At 64.8% G+C, this 23,328-nt stretch carries 24 protein-coding genes and 1 tRNA gene; 8 read left to right on the top strand and 17 right to left on the bottom strand.

The genetic code is table 11. The annotated features are described in order from the left end of the window. Window positions 1-29 precede the first annotated feature (29 nt). The 4 genes from QMB55_RS05075 to QMB55_RS05060 all read left to right on the top strand — a co-directional run bounded on the left by QMB55_RS05075 (window position 30) and on the right by QMB55_RS05060 (window position 2,608). Window positions 30-1,037, top strand: a complete 1,008-nt coding sequence (locus QMB55_RS05075) for a hypothetical protein (RefSeq protein ID WP_497587589.1) — start codon at window positions 30-32, stop codon at window positions 1,035-1,037. Between the two features lie 219 nt (window positions 1,038-1,256). Continuing rightward, on the top strand, window positions 1,257-1,583 hold the full coding sequence (locus QMB55_RS05070) for a hypothetical protein (RefSeq protein ID WP_497587588.1): 327 nt from the start codon (window positions 1,257-1,259) through the stop codon (window positions 1,581-1,583). 4 nt (window positions 1,584-1,587) lie between these two features. Continuing rightward, on the top strand, window positions 1,588-1,806 hold the full coding sequence (locus tag QMB55_RS05065) for a hypothetical protein (protein ID WP_497587587.1): 219 nt from the start codon (window positions 1,588-1,590) through the stop codon (window positions 1,804-1,806). Then, the gene (locus QMB55_RS05060; protein ID WP_497587586.1) at window positions 1,775-2,608 is read left to right on the top strand and encodes a hypothetical protein; all 834 of its coding nucleotides are present in this window, start codon (window positions 1,775-1,777) and stop codon (window positions 2,606-2,608) included. Before QMB55_RS05065 ends, QMB55_RS05060 begins: the two co-directional genes overlap by 32 nt. 182 nt (window positions 2,609-2,790) lie before the next feature. Here the strand turns inward: QMB55_RS05060 and QMB55_RS05055 are convergent, their stop codons facing one another. The 5 genes from QMB55_RS05055 to cbiB form a co-directional block, all read right to left on the bottom strand. Continuing rightward, a complete protein-coding gene (locus tag QMB55_RS05055) occupies window positions 2,791-4,371 on the bottom strand; it encodes a DUF6538 domain-containing protein (RefSeq protein WP_497587585.1) in 1,581 nt (526 codons plus the stop codon). A 104-nt stretch (window positions 4,372-4,475) separates the two neighbouring features. Continuing rightward, window positions 4,476-4,552 (bottom strand) — tRNA-Arg (locus QMB55_RS05050). Window positions 4,553-4,754: 202 nt separating this feature from the next. After that, window positions 4,755-5,645 (bottom strand): cobalamin-binding protein, encoded by an 891-nt coding sequence (locus QMB55_RS05045; RefSeq protein ID WP_497587584.1) that lies wholly within the window; start codon window positions 5,643-5,645, stop codon window positions 4,755-4,757. Then, window positions 5,642-6,658 carry a threonine-phosphate decarboxylase CobD gene (gene cobD / locus QMB55_RS05040; protein WP_497587583.1) on the bottom strand — a complete coding sequence of 339 codons (1,017 nt, stop codon included), beginning with the start codon at window positions 6,656-6,658 and terminating at the stop codon, window positions 5,642-5,644. The genes QMB55_RS05045 and cobD overlap by 4 nt, the downstream gene beginning before the upstream one ends. After that, entirely contained in the window at window positions 6,651-7,613 is a 963-nt protein-coding gene (gene cbiB / locus QMB55_RS05035; protein ID WP_497587582.1) for an adenosylcobinamide-phosphate synthase CbiB, read from the bottom strand. Before cbiB ends, cobD begins: the two co-directional genes overlap by 8 nt. 41 nt (window positions 7,614-7,654) lie before the next feature. Between cbiB and QMB55_RS05030 the strand changes: the two genes are divergently transcribed. Further along, window positions 7,655-9,142: a cobyric acid synthase gene (locus QMB55_RS05030; protein WP_497587581.1), complete on the top strand. Its 1,488-nt coding sequence runs from the start codon at window positions 7,655-7,657 to the stop codon at window positions 9,140-9,142. Window positions 9,143-9,173: 31 nt separating this feature from the next. On the opposite strand, the gene QMB55_RS05025 is transcribed toward QMB55_RS05030, so the two are convergent. The 4 genes from QMB55_RS05025 to QMB55_RS05010 form a co-directional block, all read right to left on the bottom strand. Continuing rightward, complete coding sequence (locus QMB55_RS05025; protein ID WP_497587580.1) at window positions 9,174-10,055, bottom strand: MBL fold metallo-hydrolase; 882 nt, start codon at window positions 10,053-10,055, stop codon at window positions 9,174-9,176. 30 nt (window positions 10,056-10,085) lie between these two features. Then, window positions 10,086-10,517 carry a DUF6691 family protein gene (locus QMB55_RS05020; protein WP_497587579.1) on the bottom strand — a complete coding sequence of 144 codons (432 nt, stop codon included), beginning with the start codon at window positions 10,515-10,517 and terminating at the stop codon, window positions 10,086-10,088. A gap of 7 nt (window positions 10,518-10,524) precedes the next feature. Then, the gene (locus QMB55_RS05015) at window positions 10,525-10,974 is read right to left on the bottom strand and encodes a YeeE/YedE family protein (protein WP_497587578.1); all 450 of its coding nucleotides are present in this window, start codon (window positions 10,972-10,974) and stop codon (window positions 10,525-10,527) included. Between the two features lie 112 nt (window positions 10,975-11,086). Beyond that, the gene (locus QMB55_RS05010) at window positions 11,087-12,448 is read right to left on the bottom strand and encodes a sigma-54 interaction domain-containing protein (RefSeq protein ID WP_497587577.1); all 1,362 of its coding nucleotides are present in this window, start codon (window positions 12,446-12,448) and stop codon (window positions 11,087-11,089) included. A 186-nt stretch (window positions 12,449-12,634) separates the two neighbouring features. On the opposite strand from QMB55_RS05010, the gene QMB55_RS05005 reads away from it, so the two are divergent. Further along, entirely contained in the window at window positions 12,635-12,811 is a 177-nt protein-coding gene (locus tag QMB55_RS05005; RefSeq protein WP_497587576.1) for a hypothetical protein, read from the top strand. A 44-nt stretch (window positions 12,812-12,855) separates the two neighbouring features. Here the strand turns inward: QMB55_RS05005 and QMB55_RS05000 are convergent, their stop codons facing one another. The 4 genes from QMB55_RS05000 to QMB55_RS04985 form a co-directional block, all read right to left on the bottom strand. Beyond that, entirely contained in the window at window positions 12,856-14,010 is a 1,155-nt protein-coding gene (locus tag QMB55_RS05000) for a rhodanese-like domain-containing protein (protein WP_497587575.1), read from the bottom strand. A 25-nt stretch (window positions 14,011-14,035) separates the two neighbouring features. Continuing rightward, the gene (locus QMB55_RS04995; protein ID WP_497587574.1) at window positions 14,036-14,428 is read right to left on the bottom strand and encodes a hypothetical protein; all 393 of its coding nucleotides are present in this window, start codon (window positions 14,426-14,428) and stop codon (window positions 14,036-14,038) included. A 64-nt stretch (window positions 14,429-14,492) separates the two neighbouring features. Continuing rightward, window positions 14,493-15,086, bottom strand: a complete 594-nt coding sequence (locus QMB55_RS04990) for a cytochrome b/b6 domain-containing protein (protein ID WP_497587573.1) — start codon at window positions 15,084-15,086, stop codon at window positions 14,493-14,495. Between the two features lie 11 nt (window positions 15,087-15,097). After that, entirely contained in the window at window positions 15,098-16,672 is a 1,575-nt protein-coding gene (locus QMB55_RS04985; protein WP_497587572.1) for a tetrathionate reductase family octaheme c-type cytochrome, read from the bottom strand. 478 nt (window positions 16,673-17,150) lie between these two features. Between QMB55_RS04985 and QMB55_RS04980 the strand changes: the two genes are divergently transcribed. Together QMB55_RS04980 and blaOXA are read left to right on the top strand one after the other, a co-directional pair. After that, window positions 17,151-18,626 (top strand): DASS family sodium-coupled anion symporter, encoded by a 1,476-nt coding sequence (locus QMB55_RS04980; RefSeq protein WP_497587571.1) that lies wholly within the window; start codon window positions 17,151-17,153, stop codon window positions 18,624-18,626. A gap of 117 nt (window positions 18,627-18,743) precedes the next feature. After that, complete coding sequence (gene blaOXA / locus QMB55_RS04975) at window positions 18,744-19,559, top strand: class D beta-lactamase (protein ID WP_497587570.1); 816 nt, start codon at window positions 18,744-18,746, stop codon at window positions 19,557-19,559. Window positions 19,560-19,684: 125 nt separating this feature from the next. Here the strand turns inward: blaOXA and uxaC are convergent, their stop codons facing one another. The 4 genes from uxaC to QMB55_RS04955 all read right to left on the bottom strand — a co-directional run bounded on the left by uxaC (window position 19,685) and on the right by QMB55_RS04955 (window position 23,179). Then, window positions 19,685-21,106, bottom strand: a complete 1,422-nt coding sequence (gene uxaC, locus QMB55_RS04970) for a glucuronate isomerase (RefSeq protein WP_497587569.1) — start codon at window positions 21,104-21,106, stop codon at window positions 19,685-19,687. A gap of 72 nt (window positions 21,107-21,178) precedes the next feature. Continuing rightward, window positions 21,179-21,949: a 2-dehydro-3-deoxy-D-gluconate 5-dehydrogenase KduD gene (gene kduD, locus QMB55_RS04965; protein WP_497587568.1), complete on the bottom strand. Its 771-nt coding sequence runs from the start codon at window positions 21,947-21,949 to the stop codon at window positions 21,179-21,181. A gap of 43 nt (window positions 21,950-21,992) precedes the next feature. After that, window positions 21,993-22,829 carry a 5-dehydro-4-deoxy-D-glucuronate isomerase gene (gene kduI, locus QMB55_RS04960; protein WP_497587567.1) on the bottom strand — a complete coding sequence of 279 codons (837 nt, stop codon included), beginning with the start codon at window positions 22,827-22,829 and terminating at the stop codon, window positions 21,993-21,995. Beyond that, entirely contained in the window at window positions 22,826-23,179 is a 354-nt protein-coding gene (locus QMB55_RS04955) for a cupin domain-containing protein (protein ID WP_497587566.1), read from the bottom strand. Before QMB55_RS04955 ends, kduI begins: the two co-directional genes overlap by 4 nt. Window positions 23,180-23,328: the final 149 nt, after the last annotated feature.

Below are 23,328 nucleotides of genomic sequence, written 5' to 3'. Positions count from 1 at the left end.
CTTTGCCCCCTTCTGAGGAGCGCTCTGAGATGAAGGATGATGCTCTGATTTGGTGTAGAGACTTGCCGATTCTCCTTGCAGATGTCTATGAGAAAACGCAATCGCCCCTACCCCCAAAACCAGAGTTGCGGCTCATTGATGTCATTGAGTGGCTTGGTAGGATTCCGTCCAGAAGAACCAGGCGCATTTATTTCTCTGACGTCCTTACGCATGAGCGCATTCTGTCGCCTTATGAACTAAGCGGCATTCGGCAGCTCTGTTCCGCAATGGCGAGGGGCGGTTCTCTTCTGTCTTTTCTTGGCGATACGACAGCCTCAATTCGAAGGCGTAGTAACAACGATAGAAAACGAAAGTGGGCGAACCACGACATCTTCTTTGCTGACTGGGGTCTCCTGCATTTTCATCTTGGCGCAGACTTGGAAGGCAAAGGTGGGCGGGTTATGCGCTCCCGTCGAGTCTTGATAGCGCGCCTTACTGATGACGCAGCTTACCTAATCGATGTGGTCCCGCACGGGAGGGGATTCGGGGATCTATGGGGCAAGATCGAACTTCTTGAGACGCTCTATCGCAATTGGCCTGAAACCATCGACAGGTTTGAACTCAAAGGGATTCTGCCTGGGAAACAGCATTCGGCTGCGGATTACATTGCTCTACGCAGAAGTGGAGTGTCTGTGCCTATCACGCTCGCTGGGAAGATGTTTTTGACCCCAGGATTTGGCATTTCGATGGATGGTTCATCTGTTCTGGCAGTCGAACGAGCCATCACCATTCGGAGAGAGCTTGACTACGCAGAGGAGGTTTATGCTCAACAGCACGCCACGGAGCGAGCAATCTTATTTATCTCCAAAAACGCCTCGGTAGGGTTCTTCAATCCTGATACACAACTCGCTGTGAGTGTTCTTCATGGAAGGAAAAGAGAGCATCAAACCACATTGTTCTTTGAGCGCCTGAACGAAGAAACAGGGATTTTGGATTCGATTCCAGAGGGAGCAATCTGGACTCCTGCAGCAGAGCACAGTACCTCTAATTTTTCGTAGAAATGTTTGGATGACAATGCTGCGAAGGATTTGAAGCTGCTTCTGCAGATCAAACGCGGGTCGCTTCGGCGGCCCTTTTTGTCGCTCTGAAAGCCTTGATTGGCAAGGGTTTGAGGCGGGTTTTGGCGATAAAACCTAGCTATCGCATAGAGAAAACGCTCCTTCCGACTGGAGCGTGATCTTTGTGCGCCCCCTAACCCAACCAATGGAGAAACAGACGTGAAGTACGCAACCAACCTCGCAACCCGTTCGGGTGACCTGAAGGAGATTATCGACGCCCTCAATTCATGGGCGCTGTCCCCTGGTGGTGCGCCGAGTCAGGCTTTGAAGAAAGCCCTTGGACGCTACCACCATGCCGTAAAGAACGGTACGTATGAGCCGATTGCCTGGGAGTTCGCCTATGCCCGCAACACGCTCAACAAGAAGACTAAGCCGAACGCTGAATTCCTCGCCCTCTTTGACGAGCAGGAGGCAATACCCAAGACCGTTCGCGGGGAGTCGCCAACCTCCGGCCCCAACGCCAGCGCAGCGCCCTGGGAAGAGTAAGCCCATGACGGCGCACAAGCCCGCAGCACTTGTCTTCCGGCAAGTGGCTTTCTCGGTCGCATCCTTCGATTACCTCAAGGACTTCCAACGTTCCCGCGAAAGGGCACAGGGGGTCCGGCTGAACAACAACCAAACGCTTGCCATCATCCTGGCCGAGCATCAACGAATGAATGTAGAACGTGGAGAACGCAATGAGCAGACCAGAAGCACGACAGGCGCTTGAACGGAAGGTCAAGAGTGGTACGCAGCCCCCTCCCGAGGACCCGAAGAGCCTCCTTCTCGGCGACATCAAGCGGATCCCGGAGTTGTACCAATTCCGACGACCAGCGGAATATGCGAGCCGGACGCACATTCACGAGATGGCACGGAAGGTCAAAGATGGGCAGGCGCTAGAAGCGCTGCTCGTCTGGTGGGGCGGGGATGGCTGGTATTGCATCGACGGTCACCACCGTCTGGATGCTTACGAAGTCGGCAGATGGCCCAAGAAGGACCCTGTGCCGGTTCAGGTCCATCGCGGCACGGTCGTCAGCGCCATGCTCAGGTCGGTCCAGTCCAACGCACCTACAAAACTCCAAATGACGAAGCGCGAGCAAGCACAAGCGGCATGGGAGTTGGTCGTCTTGACTACAAAAGGAGAGGCCAGCGCCAAGGCCATCGCCCTTGCATCGACCGTCTCGGAGCGGCAAGTCTTTACCATGCGAGCCACCAAACGGACGCTGCTCCAGAAGGAGCCTGAACGGGACCTGACGGAAATTTCTTGGCCGCGAGCAAGGAGCGAAGCAGACGGCAAGGAAATGGACGAGAACAAGGATTGGGATGCCGCGATGGAGGAGGAAGCGAAGCAGCTTGCAGGCAAACTCATGCAGCTCCTAGGGCATCGCTTCCAACGACACGGCATGCCCGAAGTTCTGGCACGAGCACTGGAGCATTACGACAGGAGCCTGCCGAGCTTCTTTGCGGAGTACTGGCATGGCGTGGTCGATGTCTCCGACCTTGGCCTAGAAGAAGAGGAACCGGAGTTCTGAACCTCCACATCCGCCCCAGCACGGGCATCTAAAGAGAACTGGAGGGGTCGTCAGACCTCTTCAGTCTGCACTTCTACGGGGGTGAAATTTCATACCCCGAAGCTTCTGGCAGGGGATTCCACGTTCAACGGTGATCCCCTGTTTTTACGCACAACATGCTGGCACGTACGCCCCGCCGCCTCCTACATCGCAAGGTGGGCCAAATCCAGACCGCGATACCGCAACTTGTTCATTGCATCAGCCAACGGACGGAGCGGGTAATCATCGGCACCATAACTATCTCCAACGCCGCCGCCGCCGTGCCCTGTCAGGCGGTCGTTCAACTCTTTCGGAATGTCACTATCTCGGCAGGCATCTTTGAAGCCGTGACGGAAAGAGTGGAACACCTTGCGGCTGTCGGTGATTTTGACCTCCTTACGGAGATAGCGCCCCCACCACTGAGACCAGCTTGCCGTCAATTGGCGGGAAGCCCCCGAGACCAACAACGGGAATAGGCGCGCGGTCCCTTCTCTCTCCAAGTTGCGAACGTAGTCCAAGAAGCCCAAACGAATCAGCTCAGGATGGAGCGGAACGCGACGCCGTGATGTTGCTGTCTTCACGGTCTGCCCAGCTTCTGCGTCATGGGTAATGCGCAGAAAATGAATACCGTCCTCTTCCTCCACATTTGTTGTGAGTAACTGCCCGATTTCCTCAAGGCGGGCACCCGACCAGAGGCCGAGCAGAGGAATCCAGTAGGCGGCCTCTCCGCGTCCTCCGAGCGGCCTTGCCCCTTGAGTGAATACCGGAGAATTGAAGATTGCGGAAAGGTCTGTCGCAGAGAACGAGACACGCTTTTTCTGCTCAATCTTTGGGCGAGGAACCTTCACTCCCTGAGCCGGATTGCCGGACAGCTTCCCGTTCGCTGCGGCTGTCTCGAATATCGCCTTGAGAAGCCCGACTTGCTTTAACACGGTCGCAGGCGCCTTGCCCTCGGCCAGCAGTTTGTCCTTGAAGGCGACCACATGAACTTTGGTGATTCTGGACGCAGGGATGCCTTGCAACGATTCCGAGAAAAGCCGTACAGCGGTACTCGCTTCCAGCAGCGTCCGGTGTGCCTTCTCTCCCTGCGTTTTCCAATAGTTCAGCAACGCTTCAAGGCTGTCACCTTCATTGCTGCCAGAAACGACACGCAGTGCAAATGCAGGAGGAATAGGCGTATCAACCACCTGACCTCTTTGCCGAGCTAGCACAGCCTCCCCTACACGCTTCCGAACCTTCGCAAAGGCATACGCCGTAAGCATGTATTGTTCTGGCGCCGACGCTAACCGGATACCGTAGCCTTGTAGGAAAGCGTCCATTTCCTGGTCCCGCTCGCCCGTCACTCCTTGAGCAACCCGCCGTCCGTCTTCGTTGTCGAACTTCTCCAGGGCCTTCCCGTACGACTCGAACACTCCGCCTGAGAGGCGTCCAGTAGCTCGAATGTACTCGTCGCCCTCAAGCTGCTCCGCATAGTAGATTGCGGTAAGGCGCTCAAGCTCGTCTGCGCTTATCTGCGTAACCTCGGAGGTTTCCCGCAGACTTCTCTTCTGGTGGAATTCCTGTTCCCACTTCAGCGCCTCTAGCTTGGCACGCTGCTTGGCTTCCGTCTTGTTCGACGTACGTAGAGAACGCCAGACTTCTGCTTTGTCGAAGTGGGGCAATAAGTCAGTGGGAATGCGCTGCCGGTAGTAGTAGATGGAACCTCGCCTTACGAGGCCCGTTTGATCTTTCATGCCCTTGTCCATGCCAAGATTCTATCGGCTGTGTAACAGCTCTGTGTAGCAGCACGGCATCTGTAAGTGCATGAAAAAGGGCTAACCCTTGCGGAATCAGCCCCTTAGACAGTCTTTGGCGCGCCCGAGACGATTCGAACGTCCGACCCCTGCCTTCGGAGGGCAGTACTCTATCCAACTGAGCTACGGGCGCGCAGAGGGGACGAAGTCTAACGGGTTTGCCGCGCCGCGTCCATCCTAACGATGATGAAACAAGGCCTTGCCTGTGCCGGCGCGGGCGAGCGGGCGGTCTTATTCCATTTCTAAATCATTCGTGCCACGAAGACGAGCCGCAGACAGTGCGAATAGCACGGCAAGGCGAAGTCGACAAAGGCACGGAGGATTTGGAAATGGAATTACTTGGGCCGCCGCTCGCGCGCGCTTTCAAGCTGGCGGCAGAGGATTTCGGTGCCGTCGAGGAGGCGCGGGGTGTGGCGCTGGATGAGTTCGGGCGGGACGAAGAAGAGGTTGCCGCGCGCCACGGCGGCGATCGTCGGCCAACGCTTCCAGTCGTCCAGCCATTCGGGGCGCGCGGCGTCCATGCCGCTGGCAACGATGGCCTCGGGGTTGGCAGCGATGACGGCCTCGACGCTCACCGTCGGCGCCAGGGTTTCGAGCGCGGCAAACACGTTCTCGCCGCCGCAGAGGCGGATCGCGCTGGAGATGATCTGCTTGCCGCCGATGGTGGCGAGCGGCTGTTTCCAGATCTGGTAGAAGACGCGCACCGTCGGCCGGCCAGCGTATTCGCGTCGCAGCGCAGCCTGGCGGCGGCGCAGTTCGGCGGCCTTGGGCTGGGCGATTTTTTCCGTCCCGGCCAGTTGGCCAAAGCGCTCGATCTCGCGCGCCACGTCTTCGATGCGGTCGGGCTGCGAGACGTACACCGTCAGCCCCAGCGCGCGCAGCGCGTCCAGCGTCGCCGGCGCGTTGCCGCTCTGCCAGCCGATCACGAGGTCGGGCTTCAAGGCGGCGACGGCTTCGAGGTCCACGCGCGAGTAACCGCCCACGCGGCGCACGTTCTGCGCCTCCGGCGGGTAGTCGCTGAATTCGACGGTGCCGACGAGGCGCTCGCCCGCGCCGGCGGCGTAGAGCGTTTCGGCCATGTGCGGCGCGAGGGTGACGATGCGCTGCGCCGGGCGCGCGAGGCGCACGCTGCGCCCGGCGTCGTCGACCACCTGGATTTCGGCGCGCAGGTTCGCCGCCGCCAGCGCGAGGGCGAGGCAGACACCGGCCTGGAAGCCTTTATTCATGCGCCCTCCAGCCAGGCTGCAACGCCCGCCGAGAGGCGCTCCCAGCCGGCCGCGTCGGGCGGCAGGCCAAAGCGCAGCAGGCTGTGTTCGTCGAAACGGCGGATGAGAATGGCGCGCCGGGCAAAGTGCGCGTCGAGCGCGGCCAGGGTTTCCGGGGCATCCACCCCCTCCACGCGCAAGGTGCAAAAGAGCGGCGTGCGGGTCACGGCATCGGGCTTGCCCAGCGGGGCGAGGAGGTCGGCCAAGCGTTGCGAGGCCTCGGCCAAGGCCGCACGCGCCGCCGCCTGCCAGGCGAAGTCGGCGAGCGCTACGCGCGCCACGGCGCGCGAGGGGTGCGCCACCGGCCAGGGGCCGAGCGCTTCGCGCAGGTTCTGGCGCAGGGCTTCGCCGGCAAAGAGGAAGCCGACGCGCGCGCCGGCAAGGCCGAAGAACTTGCCCAGCGAGCGCAGCACAATGAGGTTGGGCGCCGCGTCGCTGCCGGCGAGGTCGACGACGCTGCGCTCGGGCTCGGGGTCGGCGAAGGCTTCGTCGACGATCAGCACACCGCCGCGCCGGCGCAGCGTTTCGGCGGCGGCGAGCAGCGTCTCGCGGTCGAGCGCCGTCGCGGTCGGGTTATTGGGGTTGCAGAGCAGCACATTGGGCGTCGCCGCCGCCAGCGCGCGGGCGAGCGAAGGTAGACGGCGCAGCTTGTGCCCGGCGCGCGCCCAGGCCTGCGGATGCTCCTCGTAGAGCGGCGCCACACAGGCCACCACGCCGCGCGGCAAAAAGGCCGGCAAACCCTGGATGCCGGCCTGCGAGCCAGGCAGCACCAGCAAGCGCGGATTGCCGTAGTAGGCGGCGGCGGCGGCTTCCAGGCCGTCGTCGTCTTCGGGCAGGCGGTTCCAGCACGCCGGGTCGATGGGCGGCACGGGGTAGCCGGCCGGGTTGATGCCGGTCGACAGGTCCAGCCAGTCGGCAAGCGGGATTTGATGTTCGGCCGCGGCGCGGCGCAGGCGTCCGCCGTGTTCAAGCACTGAGCCATCCTCCGATGATGAAGGCCGCCAGCCAGAGGGCCGTGGCGCGGCGCAAGAGACGCACCGCGCGACCAATGTCGGCGCCGCGCGCGGGCACGCCGTCGCCCAGCGGCGGGCGTTCTTCGAGCCGGCCGTGATAGATCGCCGCACCGCCGAGGACGAGGCCCAGGCTGCCCGCGCCGGCAGCCATCACCGGCCCGGCGTTGGGGCTTTCCCAGTGCGGCGCCTGCTGCTTCCAGCAGGCCAGCGCGCGCCGCGTTTCGCCGCACAGCGCGTAGGCCAGCGCGGTAAGCCGCGCCGGCAGGTAATTGAGTACGTCGTCGATGCGTGCCGCCGCCCAGCCAAAGGCGTTGAAGCGCGCATTGCGGTAGCCCCACATCGCGTCGAGCGTGTTGGCGAGGCGAAAGAGCACCGCGCCCGCGCCGCCGAAGAGCATGAACCAGAACAGCGCGCCGAAGACGGCGTCGTTGCCGTTCTCCAGCGTCGATTCGACGCAGGCTTTGGCCACCCCGGACTCATCGAGCGTGGAGGTGTCGCGCGAGACGATCCAGCCCACATGCTCGCGCGCGGCATTCAGGTCGCCGCACGCCAGATCGGCGCCGACGCGCTCGGCGTGTTCGGCCAGGCTGCGTCCGCCCAGCGCGAGGTAGAGGAGGACGACGTCGAGCGCCCAGCCGGCGAGGCCGACGGGCTTGAGCGCGCCGGCCAGCGCCACGAAGGGCAGCACGACCAGCACCCAGGCAAGCACACCCATCACCCGCCGACGGGCCTCGCTGCCACGGTTGAGCGCGGCTTCGAAGCGGCTCGCCAAAGCGCCAAAACCGACCAGCGGGTGCCAGCGCGCTGGCTCGCCGAGCAGGCGGTCGAGCGCAACCGCGGCCAGCGCGGCGAGCGGCAGCCAGAACGAAGCGGGGAGCGAGGCGGCGAAAGCGACGGGAGAAAATTCGGCAGGCATGAGAAAATCGGGCACAACGAATTGCGGATTCTACGCCGAATATGCACGCCACCCCCACCCCCAAGCCCGCCCTGATGGTTCAGGGCTGCACCTCCGACGCCGGCAAATCGGTCCTCGTCGCCGCGCTCTGCCGCGTCATGCGCCGGCGCGGCCTGCGCGTCGCCCCGTTCAAGCCGCAGAACATGGCGCTCAACTCGGCGGTCACCGTCGACGGCGGCGAGATCGGCCGCGCCCAGGCGCTGCAGGCCTTGGCTGCCGGCGTTCCGGCGCGGATCGACTTCAACCCCATCCTGCTCAAGCCGGCGACCGACAAGCGCGCCCAGGTCATCATCCACGGCCGCGCGATCACCGACCTCGACGCCCGCGCCTACCACGAGTACAAGCCGCGCGCGATGAAAGCCGTGCTCGAATCGTGGGCTCGCCTGCACGCCGAATACGACGCGGTGATCGTCGAAGGCGCCGGCAGCCCGGCCGAGATCAACCTGCGCGCGCGCGACATTGCCAACATGGGCTTTGCCGAGGCCGTCGATTGCCCGGTGATCCTGATCGCCGACATCGACCGCGGCGGCGTCTTCGCCCACCTCGTCGGCACGCTCGATCTGCTCTCGCCCTCGGAGCAGGCGCGGGTGCAGGGGTTTGTCATCAACCGTTTCCGCGGCGACATCGGCCTGCTCGAATCGGGCCTGACCTGGCTCGAAGAACGCACCGGCAAGCCCGTGCTCGGCGTCCTGCCCTACCTGCACGGCCTCTACCTCGACGCCGAAGACGCCGTGCCGCGCGGCCGCACGGCCAAGGAACACGCCCGCCTGCGCGTCATCGCCCCGGCCTACCCGCGCGTCTCCAACCACAACGACCTCGACCCGCTGCGCTTCCATCCCGACGTCGATTTCAACTTCGTCGGCCCGCACGGCGAGATTCCGCCCTGCGACCTGATCGTCCTTCCCGGCTCCAAGGCCGTCCAGGCCGACCTCGCCTGGCTGCGCGAGATGGGTTGGGAGGATGCCTTGCGCCGCCACCTGCGCTACGGCGGCAAGGTGATCGGCATCTGCGGCGGCCTGCAGATGCTCGGTACCCAACTCCACGACCCGCAGGGGCTCGAAGGCGCCCCCGGCAGCGCGCCGGGCCTCGGCCTGCTCGACTACGCAACGACGCTCGAAGCGCACAAGACGCTGGAGAATGTGACCGGCACGCTGCGCCTGCCCGGGCAACCGGAGGCGCCGCTCGCCGGCTATCGCATCCACATGGGCGTCACCCACGGCCCGGCGCTGGCGCGCCCGGTCGTGCAACTGGGCGGGAACGCGGAAGGCGCGGCGTCGGACGACGGGCAGATTCTCGCCACCTACTGCCACGGCCTTTTCGACACGCCGGAAGCGTTGGCCGCGCTGCTGGCCTGGGCCGGTCACACGCCGAGCGCCGCCTTCGACCCCGCCACCCGACGCGAAGCCGACCTCGACCGCCTGGCCGACGCCGTCGAAGAGCACATGGATCTGGCCAAGCTCGAACGCTGGCTCCCGGGGATTTCAGGCTAAAACTCTCGCCGCCGCGGCATGGGCGGCGGAATCAAAGCGCGTTGAGCGGAATCTTCAGGTAGCGCGTGCCGTTGGCTTCCGCCGGCGGCAGCTCGCCGCCGCGCATGTTCACCTGCACCGAGGGCAGGAGCAGCACCGGCGCTTCGAGCTGCGCATCGCGCGCCTGGCGCATTGCCACGAACGCGGCTTCATCCACCCCGTCGTGGATGTGCACGTTGGCCGCGCGCTGCGCGCCGACCGTGCTCACGTAAGCGACGTCACGCCCGGACGGCCGGTAGTCGTGGCACATATAGAGCGTCGTCGCCTCGGGCAGGCTGAGGATGCGCCGGATCGAGCGGTAGAGCGTCGCCGCGTCGCCGCCCGGGAAGTCGCAGCGCGCCGTGCCATAGTCGGGCATGAACAGCGTGTCGCCGACGAAGGCCTGCGTTTCGCCACCACCGCGCACCACATACGTCAGGCAGGCCGGGGTGTGCCCGGGCGTCTGCCAGGCTTCGATTTCAAGGCTGCCCAGGCTCAGCGTTTCGCCATCAGCGAGCAGGCGGTCGAACTGGCGGCCGTCAGTGGCGAATTCCGGCTCGGCGTTGAACAGCTGCCTGAACACCTGCTGCACCGCACCGATGCGCTCGCCGATGGCCACCTTCGCTCCGAGCTTCTCTTTAAGGTAAGCCGCCGCCGAGAGGTGATCGGCATGCACGTGCGTTTCCAAAATCCATTCGACCCGCGCCCCGAGTTCGGCGACGCGCGCCAGCAGGCGGTCGGCCGAGGTGGTGCGGGTGCGCCCGGACTTCGGATCGTAGTCGAGGACGCTGTCGATCAGCGCCGCCGCGCCGCTGGCGCGGTCGAGCAGCAGGTAGCTGAGCGTCGACGTTGCGGGATCGTAGAAGCCTTCAACCTGAGGAGTCTGTACGTTCATCGCGTTCTCCCTGTTCGCTTACGCTTGATCTTAGTGCACCCGGCGCCGCTCGAGGATTTCGAACGCGCCCATGCCGACCAGCATCGCGGCGACAAACAACGCGCCTTCGGGCGCTCCGGCGCCGAACAACACCAGCGCCGGCCCAGGGCAGATCCCGGCCAGCCCCCAGCCGACGCCGAACACGAGGCTGCCGAGCACCAGTCGGCGGTCGATCTGGCGCGCCGTCGGCAATTGCATCGGCAAGCCGAGCAGCGAGCGTTGGCGCCGCCCGGCCAGGGTGAAGGCAACGAAGCCAACCCCGATCGCCCCGCCCATGACCAGCGCCAGTGACGGGTCCCAGGCGCCGGCCAGGTCGAGGAAACCGAGCACCTTGGCGGGGTCGCTCATGCCCGAGACGATCAAGCCCAGGCCGAACAGCAGGCCGACGAGAAAAGCGAAAAAGGTATTCAAACGGATGTTCATGCACACCTCAGGCGAACAGATGGCGGACAAAGAAAACGGTGGCAAAGCCCGCCACCATGAACACCAGCGTCGCCACCAGCGAGCGCGGCGACAGGCGCGACAGGCCGCACACCCCGTGCCCGCTGGTACAACCGGCGCCGTAACGGGTGCCAACGCCGACCAGCAAGCCGGCCAGGACGATGAGCAAAGGCCCAGCTTCAATGCGCGCCGCGGGCAGCGGCGCCCACAGGCCATACAGCAACGGCGCCGCGAGCAAGCCGCCGACGAAGGCCAGCCGCCAGCCGACCTCGCCGCGCTGCGGCCGGAAAAGCCCGCCGACGATGCCGCTGATGCCGGCGATGCGCCCGTTGACGAGGATCAACGCCGCAGCCGCGAGGCCGATCAGGACGCCGCCGAGCAAGGCGGCGCCGGGGGTGAAATGGGTCCAGTCGATCAGCACCGGGAATCTCCAGAACATGGGGCGGGCGGCGTCAGTCCGCGGCAGCACCCCGGGGTTAAAACAAGAATATTATAAATCTCTAATGTTTGTTAGTGTGCGAGAACCGGCAAGAGTTCCGCGCCCGTGCGCGTCAGCCCTGTCCGGCGGCGCTCGCCCCGCCCAAGCCTCCGGCCTTCAACGCGGCCAGCTTGCGGTACAAGGTGCGCTCGCCCAGCCCCAGGCATCGGGCCAGCGCCTCGCGCCCGCCCGGCTGTGCCATCGCCCAGGCGAGGTAACGGCGTTCGACTTCGGCCAGCGGCAGCATCTCGCCGACATGAAATTCGCTCGTCGTCGGCCTCGCTTCGGGTGACCTTGCGCCCGTCACCGCGTCCATGTCGAAATGCGCGGCTTCAAGGGTGTCGCCGTCGGCCAGGACGGTGGCGCGCTCGATCAGGTTGCGCAGTTCGCGGATGTTGCCCGACCAGGGCCGCGCCTGCAGCGCCGCCACGGCGTCGGGCGACAGGCGCAGGCTGCGTTCGCCGGCCACCCGCTTGAGGAAGGAGGCGGCCAGCAGGGGGATGTCCTCGCCGCGCTCGGCCAACGCCGGCACGAGGATCGGGAAGGTGTTGATGCGGTGGTAGAGGTCGCGCCGGAAACGCTCGGCACCGACCATGCCTTCAAGGTCGCGGTGAGTGGCGCAGATCAGGCGGAAGGTGCTGCGCAGCACCTCAACGCCGCCGACCCGGCGGAAGGTGCCGTTCTCCAGCAGGCGCAGCAGCTTGACCTGCAGGCTACCGGGGATGTCGCCGACTTCGTCGAGGAAGAGCGTGCCGCCGTTGGCCGCCTCGACGAGGCCGGTCTTGCGGTGCTGGGCGCCGGTGAACGCGCCTTTCTCGTAGCCGAACAACTCGCTCTCGAACAGGGTTTCGCTCAGCCCCGAGCAGTCGACGACCACGAAGGGGCCACGCGCCGCCCGCCCGGCCTCGTGGATCAGCCGCGCCAGCAGTTCTTTGCCAGTGCCGGTTTCGCCGCGCAGCAACACGTTGGCCGAGGTCGGGGCCACGCGCAGCGCCAGGGCCAGCATGCTCTGGAAGCGGGGCGAGCGCCCGACCAGCCCCTCGGCCGCGGGCCGGCTCGACGCCTGGCGGACGACGTGCATCGTCTCGACGAAATACGCGAGACGCCCGTGCCGATCGCGGATCGGCGTCGTCTGCACATCGACGTGTTCTTCGCCCGTGGGCGTGTGGTGCAGGTGCAGCACACGCTGCGCCTGGCCGCTCTGCCGACTCATGTTCAGGGGGCAAGGCTCGCCGGCCTGGTCGCAGGGCGCGGCAAAGCGGTGCGAGACTTCGTAGCAGTGGCGCCCGGTCACCGCCCCCATCCGCCCGAACGCCGCGGTATACGCCCGATTTGCGGCAAGGATGCGGTAGTCCGCATCCATCACGATGCTCGGCTCGTCCTGGCTGTCGAGGAAGGACACCAGTTCGGAAAGCGATGCTGCAGGATAGTCCATGGCGGCCTCGCGCTGACATCTCTGACAGCACTATAGCCCGCACACGTGCGATTTTCTGCCGGTTTTGACAGCACAGCGCCAGCCACCAACGCCCGCCTTCAGCCGTGTTGCCCACCCTGCAAGGGCTGGCGGCACATGGCACGCAAATTGATCGTGGTACACCATCCCTGCCGACAGGAGAGCATCATGATCATGAACCGCACCTTGCGTCTGTCCCGTGCTGAACGCCTGCTGCGCGCCATCACCCTGGCGCCCGTGCTGCTCGCCGGATTGATCGGTTGCCTGCCGCTGCTCATCCCCTGCGTCACCTGTCGCTGCTGCAAGGAACTGCTCGCGCGCGCCCGGGCCCACCTCGAACTATAAAAAAAACGGCCGCACGCGCGACCGTTTGAGGGGAATGACGGCGCTTACTTTTGCGTCATCGTGTAAGCGCCGTCGCCAGAAAACTTGATGCCGGCATCGAGGAAGTAAGCCTGAACCTCGCCGCGCAGCAGCTTGACGGTGTCGTAGGCTTCGCCGGCGCGGGCGCCGGTGCTGCAGAAGAAGACCACCGGCTTGTTCGTCGGCAGCGTGCCGACCTGTTTTTCGAGGTCATTGATCGGCAGATTTTGCGCGCCCTTGATCGTCCCCGCGGCGTACTCCTTGGCGTCGCGGACGTCGACGAGGACGAGGTTCGCCGGCGCCGTTTTCCAGACCTGCTCGAACGAGGCCACGGTCACCGACCCTTTTTCCTTGCCCGCGATCAGGCTCGGGCTCGCCACTGCGGGTGCCGGCGCACTGCCTGCAGATGCGACCACCGCCGGCGCTGCGCCGTGCAGCTTTTCCCATTCCGGATAGCCCTCGGGGTAGGTCAGGACGTTGCTGTACCCGAGCGCCTTGGCCTTGGCCGCCGATTTGTCGGAAAGCACGCATTCCAAACCACCACAGTAGTAGATCAGCGGCGTCGCCTTGTCGGTCGGCAGCTTGTCGGTCTGCTTGTCGAACTCGGTGTCGGAAATGTTGATCGCGGTCGGGATCATGCCTTTCTCGGCCACCCGCTTCGGGCGCGCGTCGATCAGGGCATAGGCGCCCTTCTCGTCGATCAGCTTCTTGATGAACGCCGCCGACACCGCCACCTGGCCGCCGCGCGCCGCCCAGTCGGGCATCCCTTGCGGATAGACCTTGATGTTGGTGTAGCCGAGCTGCTCGGCCTTGAACGCCGAGTTGTGGCTGAGCGGGCAATCGACGCCGCCGCAGTAGAAGACGAGCAGCGAGTTCTTGTCGGCCGGAAGGCGGGCGACCTGCTTGTCGAACTGGGTATCGGGAATGTTGATCGCCCCGGGAATGTGGCCCGGATCGTACTGCCGCGCCGCCGGCCGCGAATCGACGATCAGCACCCCCGGCTTGGGTGGGATGTCAACGTTGGCGCGCATGAAATCGAAATCGACGAGCTGCTTGTACCACCCCTCGCGCGGCTGAAGCGCAGTCGCGGCGGACGGGTCGGCGGCCTGCACCGGGGCCGGCGCAAAGGAAAGAAGGCTGGCGGCAAGCAGCGCCAGCACCGCGGATTGCCTGAGGCTCATGGTCGTCTCCTGAATGGATGGACGTTCAGCTGCAGCTGGCCGGCGCGTCGCCGTCCTTGGCGCCCTTGAGCAGGAAGGCCTTGATGTCCTCGGCCAGCTCCTTGTCGGGCACATCGGCGAATTTCTCGGCCGCCTTGTTCGCCGCCTTGATGCTGTTGCGATAGCCCTGGCTGACGTAGTGGCTCACCGCGTCCTTGCCCTTGGCGTGCTTGTCGGCCTGCAGATAGGCGTTCCACTCAGCCTTGGTCTTCGAACTCGGGTTGATTCCGCCGACCGGCGAGGCGACGTGGCACGAGGTGCACACGCTGCGGTAGTAAATGCGACCGCGCTTCCAGTCGCCGTCGTAAGCGGTAGCCTGGGCGGCGACCCCGAGGGCAGCCAGCGCCACCGCGCCGACCACCACTTGTTTGATCCCCATGTCACTTCTCCCTGTTGAAAAACGATCGGTGCGTCAGCGGCAAGGCCGCCTCAGTGTCGCGGTTTCAATGCTCCTCCCAGCCCGTGACCATGGCCTTCAGGTGCGCCGTCGGCGTCCGCCCCGTGGTTACAAGATAGAGGTGCGAGATGAGGAAGGCCAGCATCAGGAAGGCGCCTACGGTGTGCGCCACGGCCACCGCTTCAAGCGACAGCGTTTCGAGCCCCCAGGCCTTCCAGCTGCCGTAGAAGTAGAGCAGCCAGCCGGTGATCCACAACAGCGGGCTCACGCACACCAGGATGCCGAGGTAGGTCAGCCGCTGCAGCGGGTTGTGCTTGTTCAGGCTGCTGGGTTTGAACGGGTGCGGCTCGCCGCGGAAGATGCCGGAGGCGTAATAGCGGGCGATGACCAGCAGTTTGTCGGTGGTCGGGATGTAGTGCCGCCATTCGCCGGTGGTCACGTGCCAGAAAATGGCGAAGACCCACAGCCCGATCAGCGCCCACGCCGCCGTCGTGTGGGTGTCCAGCGCCTTGTAGAAGCCGAACAGCTTATAACTGCCGTGAATCTCGAACCCGGTGAGCAGCAGGGTGATGATCAGCGCCGCCTGCGCCCAGTGCCAGAAGCGCTCGAAGCCTTTGAAGATGTAGATGCGCTCGCTCATGTCCGTTCTCCTCATTCCTTGGTTTCGCGGCGACGAGCGACGATGCGCAGCAGCCCATGGCCCAAGGAGCCGACCAACGCCAGCCCGGCCAGCGCCCAACCCAGGGTATCGACCAGCGCATTGCGGTCGCGCCCGGGAATGTAAAGGCCCGGCACGCCCTCCAGCCGTCCGTCGCGGCTGTGGCATTCGGTGCAGCGTACGGACTTTTCCTTCGGCGCCACCATGTGCGTCACCGGCCAGAACATCTCGGTCGTAACGAAGCCGACCTGGCCCGAGAACGGCAGCCCCGCCGAGGCCATGCCGGTGGCCACGGCCTTGTCCCACACCAGGTTCTTCCAGTAGGCGGTGTCGTCGTTGCCGGCCACGTGCGGCTTGACCAACGTCCGGTGCTCCTTGTCGTAAGGCTGGGAGCCGCGGAAGACCTTGAACGGCCAGACCTGCGACTTGCCGTCGCCGGGGCTGCCGCCGATCGAATTGACCTGCACGATCTTCTCCGGATCGGCGATCTTGTCCTCGGCCAGGGTGTAGTTCACCTGCCCGTTGAACCAGAGGTATTCCGGCTTGACGTTCTCGGCAACCGTGAAGCTGCCCTTGCGCGATTCGTAGATCACATGCCCCTTGGCATCCTTACGCGTGACCTGCTTGCCCTCCGCGTCGCGCTCGCCGGCGGTCGACCAGTCCCAACTCATCTTGGTCGGCACCCCGCCGCGCGCAAAGGCCGGGATGTGGCAGGTCTGGCAAGCCAGCTTGTCGGTGTGCGTGTTGAGCAGCGCCGTCCGCTTGTGCGGCGCCTGGCCGTGGCACGAAACGCAGGTGGCCGGATTGCTGTTGTCGGCCTTGCCGCGCAGGTGCGCGCCGCCGGTATCCACTGCCGTCGGCGTGTAGCGGCTGCCAGCCACATCATGGCTCGCGGTCTTGTGACAGGTGGCGCAGGTGAAGTCAAGGCCGGTGGCGTCCATGTGCACGTCGAGCTCGCGGTCGGGCGCCGCCATCGAGCTGTCGAGGTCGCCGTGCTTGACGCCGTCGCCGCCGCCGCCGAAGAAGTGGCAGGCGCCGCAGGTGTCGCGGCTGGTCTTGCCGACCTTCTGCACCACCTTGGCGATGTCGATGCCCTTGATCACGTTGCCTGAACCGGGTGGTACTTCGACGTCCTTGAGCACCGGATTGCCGGCAAAACCGGCCGGCTTCTTGTAGATGCCGGTCGTGTCGTGGCAGACCAGGCAATCGACGTTCTTCTCCGACGCGAAGTCGAAGTTGTTGTCCTTCCAGCCGTAGCCGACGTGGCAGCTGGCGCAGGCGCCGAGGTTGGTCTCGACCGAGATGCAGTAATTGTTGAGCACGTGCTTCTTGCCCAACACCTGCCCGGTCTGCGGGTTCTTGTACTCCCAGGTCCAGTGCTTGGTGCGGTGGATCTGCCCGGCCGCCTCGGTGTGGCAGGAGAGGCAGGCCTGCGTCACCTCCGGCCCGGAAGCGAATTCACGCTGCAGTTCCTTGAACTTGGAATGGTCGGCCGTGGTGTTCAGCTTGACCGGCCTGGGCGCGTCCGCCGCGAGAACGTTCCACGCTCCGCACAGCAACGCCGCCATGAACGCGGCCCCCAACCACCCTTTCACCCCTCGAAACGCGCCTTGCCTCATGGCCTCTCCCGGCAATGATCGTTACTGCATATGAAAGTTATTGTATAAGCACGTACTAATAATTTAACGCAGCAAATTTGTTTTTTCAAGCGGCAAAAAAACGTCCGTCATGTCGGCACGAACGCTTTTTCACCGCCTTTCGAAAAACGCCGCAAAGCCCGCCACGACGGCCCGTCGAGGCCGCGCAACAGGGCCTGAGAACGCGCGCTCCGCACACCGGAAATTGATTGTCAGGCCGAGGCTTTTCGGCAACACTCTCGCTCGTCATGACATAAAAATAAGCGCCCACGCGCCCCGGGTTGCGCCGAGCCGGTTAACACCGGCACCGGCCTGAACCAGCGCCGAAACGTTCCTCAAGCTGCACGCCAAAAAAGAACGACACGCTCAGTTTTTCCATTTGGAGTACCAACGCTTTTGGAGGGAGTTCATGCAACACAATCTGGTTCTGCCCAGACCACTGCCGAGCGCGATTGCGATCGGCCTGACCCTGCTCATCTGGTTCGTCATCCCGGTGCCCGAGGGCGTCAAGCCCAACGCCTGGCAACTTCTGGCGCTGTTCATCGGGACCATCGCCGCGATCATCGGCAAGGCGATGCCGATCGGTTCGATCTCAGTCGTCGCCATCGCCCTGGTCGCCATCACCGGCGTCACCAGCCCGGGCAAATCGGCCAACGCGCTCAATGACGCGCTGAGCGGCTTTTCCAATTCCCTGATCTGGCTGATCGTCATCGCCGTCCTGGTCTCGCTCTCGCTCAACAAGACCGGCCTCGGCACCCGCATCGGCTACTACTTCATCAAGCTCTTCGGTAAACGCACGCTGGGGGTCGCCTACGGCCTGGTCGCCGCCGAGCTGGTCATCGCCCCGGTGACGCCGAGCAACACCGCGCGCGGCGGCGGCATCATCCACCCGATCATGCGCTCGGTCGCCGACAGCTTCGGTTCCGCGCCGGAGAAAGGCACCCAGGGCCGCATCGGGCGTTATCTGGCGCTGGTGAACTACCAGGCCAACCCGATCACCTCGACGATGTTCATCACCGCCACCGCGCCCAACCCGCTGTGCGTCGAACTGATCGCCAAGGCGACCAACCTGAACATCCAGATCACCTGGGGCCAGTGGGCGCTCGCCGCGCTGCTGCCCTGCGCGGTGATGCTGCTGCTCATGCCGCTCATCCTCTACTACCTCTACCCGCCCGAGATCAAGGAAACGCCGGCCGCGCGCGAGATGGCCGAGGCCGAGCTCGGCAAGCTCGGGCCGATGAAGCTGACCGAGAAGATCACCATCGGCGTGCTGCTGGGCATGCTCTGCCTGTGGGCCGGCGTGCCCGAGTGGCTGCTCGGCAAGGCCTATGCCGTCAATCCGACGACCACCGCCATCCTCGGCCTGGCCATCCTGCTGCTGACCGGCGTGCTCGAATGGGAGGACATCCTCAAGGCCAAGAGCGCCTGGGACACGCTGATGTGGTTCGCGGCGCTGGTGATGATGGCAACCTTCCTCGGCAAGCTCGGGGTCATCGGCTGGTTCTCGAAGAGCATGGAGCTCGGGATCAGCGGCATGGGCTTTGGCTGGATGGCGTCGACGGCGCTGCTGGTGCTGGTCTACTTCTACGCCCACTACTTCTTCGCCAGCACCACGGCACACGTCACCGCGATGTTCGCCGCCTTCTTCGCCGCCGGCGTCGCGCTCGGCGCGCCGCCCCTGCTGCTCGGGCTGCTGCTCTCGTTCTCGTCCTCGCTCAACATGTCGCTGACCCACTACGCGACGGGCACTGCGCCGATCATCTTCGGCTCGGGCTACACGACGCTCAACGAGTGGTGGTTCGCCGGCTTCGTGATGAGCGTGATCAACATCCTGATCATGGTCGTCGTCGGCGCCGTCTGGTGGCAGGTGCTCGGTTACCTTTAAAAAACGGCGTGCAGCTTGTCACCAGGACACCCCGCGGGGTGTCCTTTTTTTACGCTTCGGCTTGGGTTAAGGGCCTCGGCAGGCGATAATTCCGCCTTTGTCACTGCTGCACCCGTTATGCCCCCTACCCGCCAAGCCGTTCTGGCGCTGTTTATCGCCGCCGCGCCGCTGCTCGGTCTGGCCGCTCCGACCGAAATCGTCCGCCCGGACTGGTCCCAGCACTTTGCCCGCGAGTCGGCGCAAGGCACGCTGCTCATCCTCGATCAGCGCAGCCCCGACGCGCCGCGCCAGGTCTACGCCCCCGAACGCGCGGCGACGCGCTACGCGCCGGCCTCGACCTTCAAGCTTCCGCACACCCTCATCGCGCTCGAACAGCACGCCGTCGCCGACGAGTTTTCGCGCATCATCTGGGACGGCCGCCGGCACGGCGCCCCGGCCTGGAACCGCGACCAGGACTTGCGTTCGGCGATGCGCCATTCGGTCGTCTGGGTCTATCAGGACCTCGCCCGCAAGATCGGCGAGACCGCCGAACGCGCCGCCCTCGCCCACCTCGACTACGGCAACCGCACGATCGGTGCGCGCGTCGACGACTTCTGGCTCGACGGCAGCCTGCGCGTTTCGGCGCACGAACAAATCGACTTTCTCGAGCGCCTGTACCGCAACCGCCTGCCGTTCGAGCTCGCGCACCAACGCCTGGTCAAGGATTTGATGGTCGTCGAGGCAGGCCGCGATTTCATCCTGCGGGCCAAGACCGGCTGGTTCAACCGCAACGGTGAATCGGTCGGCTGGTGGGTCGGCTGGGTCGAGCGTCCCGAAGGACCGGTGTTCTTCGCGCTCAACCTGGACATGCCCGGCGGCATCGCCGATGCGCCCAAACGCGAAGCCATCGTCCGCGCCGCCTTGCGCGAGCTCGGCGCCCTGCCCGCCCCGTAAACGCTGATCTCCAGGCAAAAAAACGCCGCGTGCCGCCGATAGGGGGTGGCGACACGCGGCAAGTGCAGACTACGCGCCGCCCGCCGTAGCGGGCGGTAAGCATGTGGTCTGGCCTGCAAACTCGATCAGCGCTCCACGCCGGGGATGGCGAAGTAAGCCTGGGCGTTGTTGAAGCAGATGTCCTCGATCATCCGGCCGAAGGTCTCGAAGTCGGCCGGCACCTCACCGGCCTCGATCCAGCCGCCGACCAGCGCGCACAGGATGCGGCGGAAGTACTCGTGACGCGGGAAGGAGAGGAAGCTGCGCGAATCGGTGAGCATGCCGACGAAACGCGCCAGCAGGCCGATATTGCCCAGGGTGACCATCTGCCGACGCATGCCGTCGATGTGATCGTTGAACCACCAGGCCGAGCCGAGCTGCAGCTTGCCCGGAACGCTGCCGTCCTGGAAGCAGCCCATCACCGTCGCCAGCACCTCCATGTCGTTCGGGTTGAGCGAGTAGAGGATGGTCTTGGGCAGCAGGCCGTCGCGTTCGAGCGCGTCGAGGAAGGCCGCGAGCTTGGGCGCGATGGCGCCGTCAGTCGCCGCGTCATAACCGGTGTCCGGCCCCAGGCGCGCGAACATGCGGCTGTTCAAGTTGCGGATCGCCGCGAGGTGCAGTTGCATCGCCCAGCCACGGCGCGCGTTCATGCGGCCGACTTCGAGCATCACCCCTGTGCGGAAGGCTTCCGCCGCCTCGGCGTCGAGCGCCTGTCCGGCCTGCAGGCGGGCGAAGGCGGCCTGCAACTCGGCGTCGCCGACAAAACGCGCGAAGGGACCGACGATGCCGTGGTCCGAAGCGCGGCAACCGAGTTCGTGGAAGAAAGCATGCCGCTTGTCGAGCGCGGCAATGAGGCTGGCATAGCTGTCGATGGCCACGTCGGCGGTGGCCGAAAGGCGGGCGATGTAGCCCTGCCAGGCCAGCGGATCGTCGACGGCGATGGCCTTGTCGGGACGGAAGCTCGGCACCATCACCGGTTCGCCCGGCTGCCGTTTGGCAGCGTAGGCCAGGTGATGCTCCAGCGTGTCGGCCGGATCGTCGGTGGTGCCGACGGCGCGCACGTTCATGCGCATCAGCAGGCGCCGGGCGCCGAACTCGGGCGTCGCCAGCTGGGCGTTACACACCTCCCAGATCATCGGCGCGGTCTTCTCCGAGAGCACGGTGTCGATGCCGAAATAACGCTGCAGTTCGAGGTGCGTCCAATGGTAGAGCGGGTTACCGATCAGCGCCGGGACGGTTTTCGCCCACGCGAGGAAGGTCGCGTAATCGGGCTCATGCCCGGTGATCTCGGACTCGGGCACACCGTTGGCACGCATCGCCCGCCACTTGTAGTGGTCGCCCGCCAGCCAGGCGTGCGCCAGGTTGCGGAAACCGTGGTCGCCGGCGATGTCGGCCGGCGGCAGGTGACAGTGGTAGTCGATGATCGGCATGTGCGCCGCGTGCTCGTGGTACAGGCGCTGCGAGCTCGCGTCGGGCAGCAGGAAATCGGCATTCATGAAAGGTTTCATCGCTTCGCTCCCATCCTCGTGATTCATCGCGCCCGGCGGCGCCGGGCGCCCACCGGGCGAAAAAACTGCGGCTTAACGCGCCAGCCAGCCGCCGTCGACGGCCAGCGTGTAGCCGTTGATGTAGTCGGCCGCAGCCGACGACAAGAAGACGACGGCGCCGCCCAGATCTTCCGGCGTGCCCCAGCGCCCGGCCGGGATACGGTCGAGGATCGCGGCGTTGCGCGCTTCGTCGGCCCGCAGCGCGGTGGTGTTGTCGGTCGCCATATAGCCCGGGGCAATGGCGTTCACGTTGATCCCGTGCTTGGCCCATTCGTTGGCCAGCAGCATGGTGATGCCTTTGATGCCGCTCTTCGAGGCGGTGTAGGATGGCACGCGGATGCCCCCCTGGAAGGAGAGCATCGAGGCGATGTTCACGATCTTGCCGCCACCGCCCTGGGCGATAAACTGGCGCCCCACCGCCTGACACATGAAAAAGGCAGCCTTGATGTTGATGTTCATGACGTCGTCCCACTCCTTCTCGGTGAAATCGACCGAGTCGTTGCGGGTGATGATGCCGGCGTTGTTCACCAGGATGTCGATCCGCCCGTAAGCAGCCAGGGCGGCGTCAATGACGCGCTGCATCGGCTCAAGGCTGGAAAGGTCGGCCTGGACATGCACGTAGCGCCGACCGGCGGCGGCGATCGCCGCTGCGGTTTCCGGCGCCGCTGCGGCGTAGGTGACGCCGAGCACGTCGGCACCGGCCTGCGCCAGCGCGACCGCCATGCCGCGACCGAGACCGCGTTCCGAACCGGTGACGACGGCGATTTTGCCGTCGAGCCTGAATGCATCGAGAATTCCTGCCATGGTCATTCCTTTTGAATAAGCGTGTTCGTTGGAGCGCGACGGTTCAGCGCAAATCGTTGGGGCCGAGGGTGTCCATGTCGTCGAAGGTCTGGTTCTCGCCGGCCATGCCCCAGATGAAGGCATAGGCCCCGGAACCGACGCCGGAGTGGATCGACCACGAGGGCGAAATGACAGCCTGTTCGTTGCCAACGACGATGTGGCGGGTCTCCGACGGCTGCCCGTGCAGGTGGAAAACGCGCGTCGCCGGCGCCATGTTGAAGTAGAAGTAAACTTCCATGCGCCGCTCGTGGGTGTGCGGCGGGTAGGTGTTCCAGACGCTGCCCGGCTCGAGTTCGGTGACGCCCATCACCAGCTGGCAGCTCTGGCACACGGCCGGATGCACGTACTGGTAGATGGTGCGCACGTTGCAGGTCTCGGGCGCGCCGAGACGGCGCGGGTTCGCCTGGGCACGGGTGATGCGCACCGTCGGGTAGCTGGCGTGCGCCGGGCTGCTCATCAGGTAGAAGCGCGCCGGGCGCGAAGCCTCGTCACTTTCGAAACGCACCGAACGCGCGCCCATGCCGACATAAAGCCCGTCTCCCGAGGCCAACGGGAAGGTCTCGCCGTCGACGGTCACCCGCCCCGCGGGGCCGACATTCACCACCCCCAGTTCGCGCCGGGCGAGGAAGACGTCACCACCAAAGGCCTTGCCGCCCTTGAGTTCGAGCGCTTCGACGGTGGGCATCGCACCGCCGAAGACGACGCGGTCGACATGGCTATAGACCAGATTGATCTCGCCGATGGCGAAGACCTGTTCGACGAGAAAATGCCGGCGCAGGGCCTCGGTGTCGTAGCCTTTGACGTCCTCGGGATGGTGCGCGTAGCGGGTTTCGAGTTTCATGCGTCCTCCGTGGTGTTCTTGAGAAAGTCCTCGCGCTGCGGCGTGAAGACGTCGAGCAGGTGCCCGCCCTCCAGGCAGCGGGTGCCATGTTCGGCGCCGCCGGGAACGTAGAGCGAGTCGCCGGCGCGCACGAGACGCGTCTCGCCGGCAATGGTGAATTCGAAAACGCCCGACAGGCAGTAGGTCACCTGCTCATGCGGGTGACTGTGCAGCGCGCCGACGCCGCCGGCAGCAAAGACCACCTCGACCATCATCAGCGAACCGCCACAGGCGCGGATCTTGCGCTCGATCAGGCCGGGCTCGACGCACTCCAGCGCCAGTTCGGCATCGGGGAAGAAGCAAGTGCTCATGGCAAACCCCATCCTGAAGACAAAGCCGTCTTCGACGACGGCAACAGACGCAATCTACACCATGTCCGGGCACCGCTCAAGTATTTTGGAACATTGTTCCATTTTCACTTCAAAGACGGAAAAACGGCGCCGTAAAGGCGCCGCCTGTC

This window comes from Propionivibrio sp., from assembly GCF_041441355.1.
Lineage (GTDB): Bacteria > Pseudomonadota > Gammaproteobacteria > Burkholderiales > Rhodocyclaceae > Propionivibrio.
Note: the sequence above shows the minus strand (reverse complement) of the source record. Positions and strands in the feature narration are given on the sequence as shown.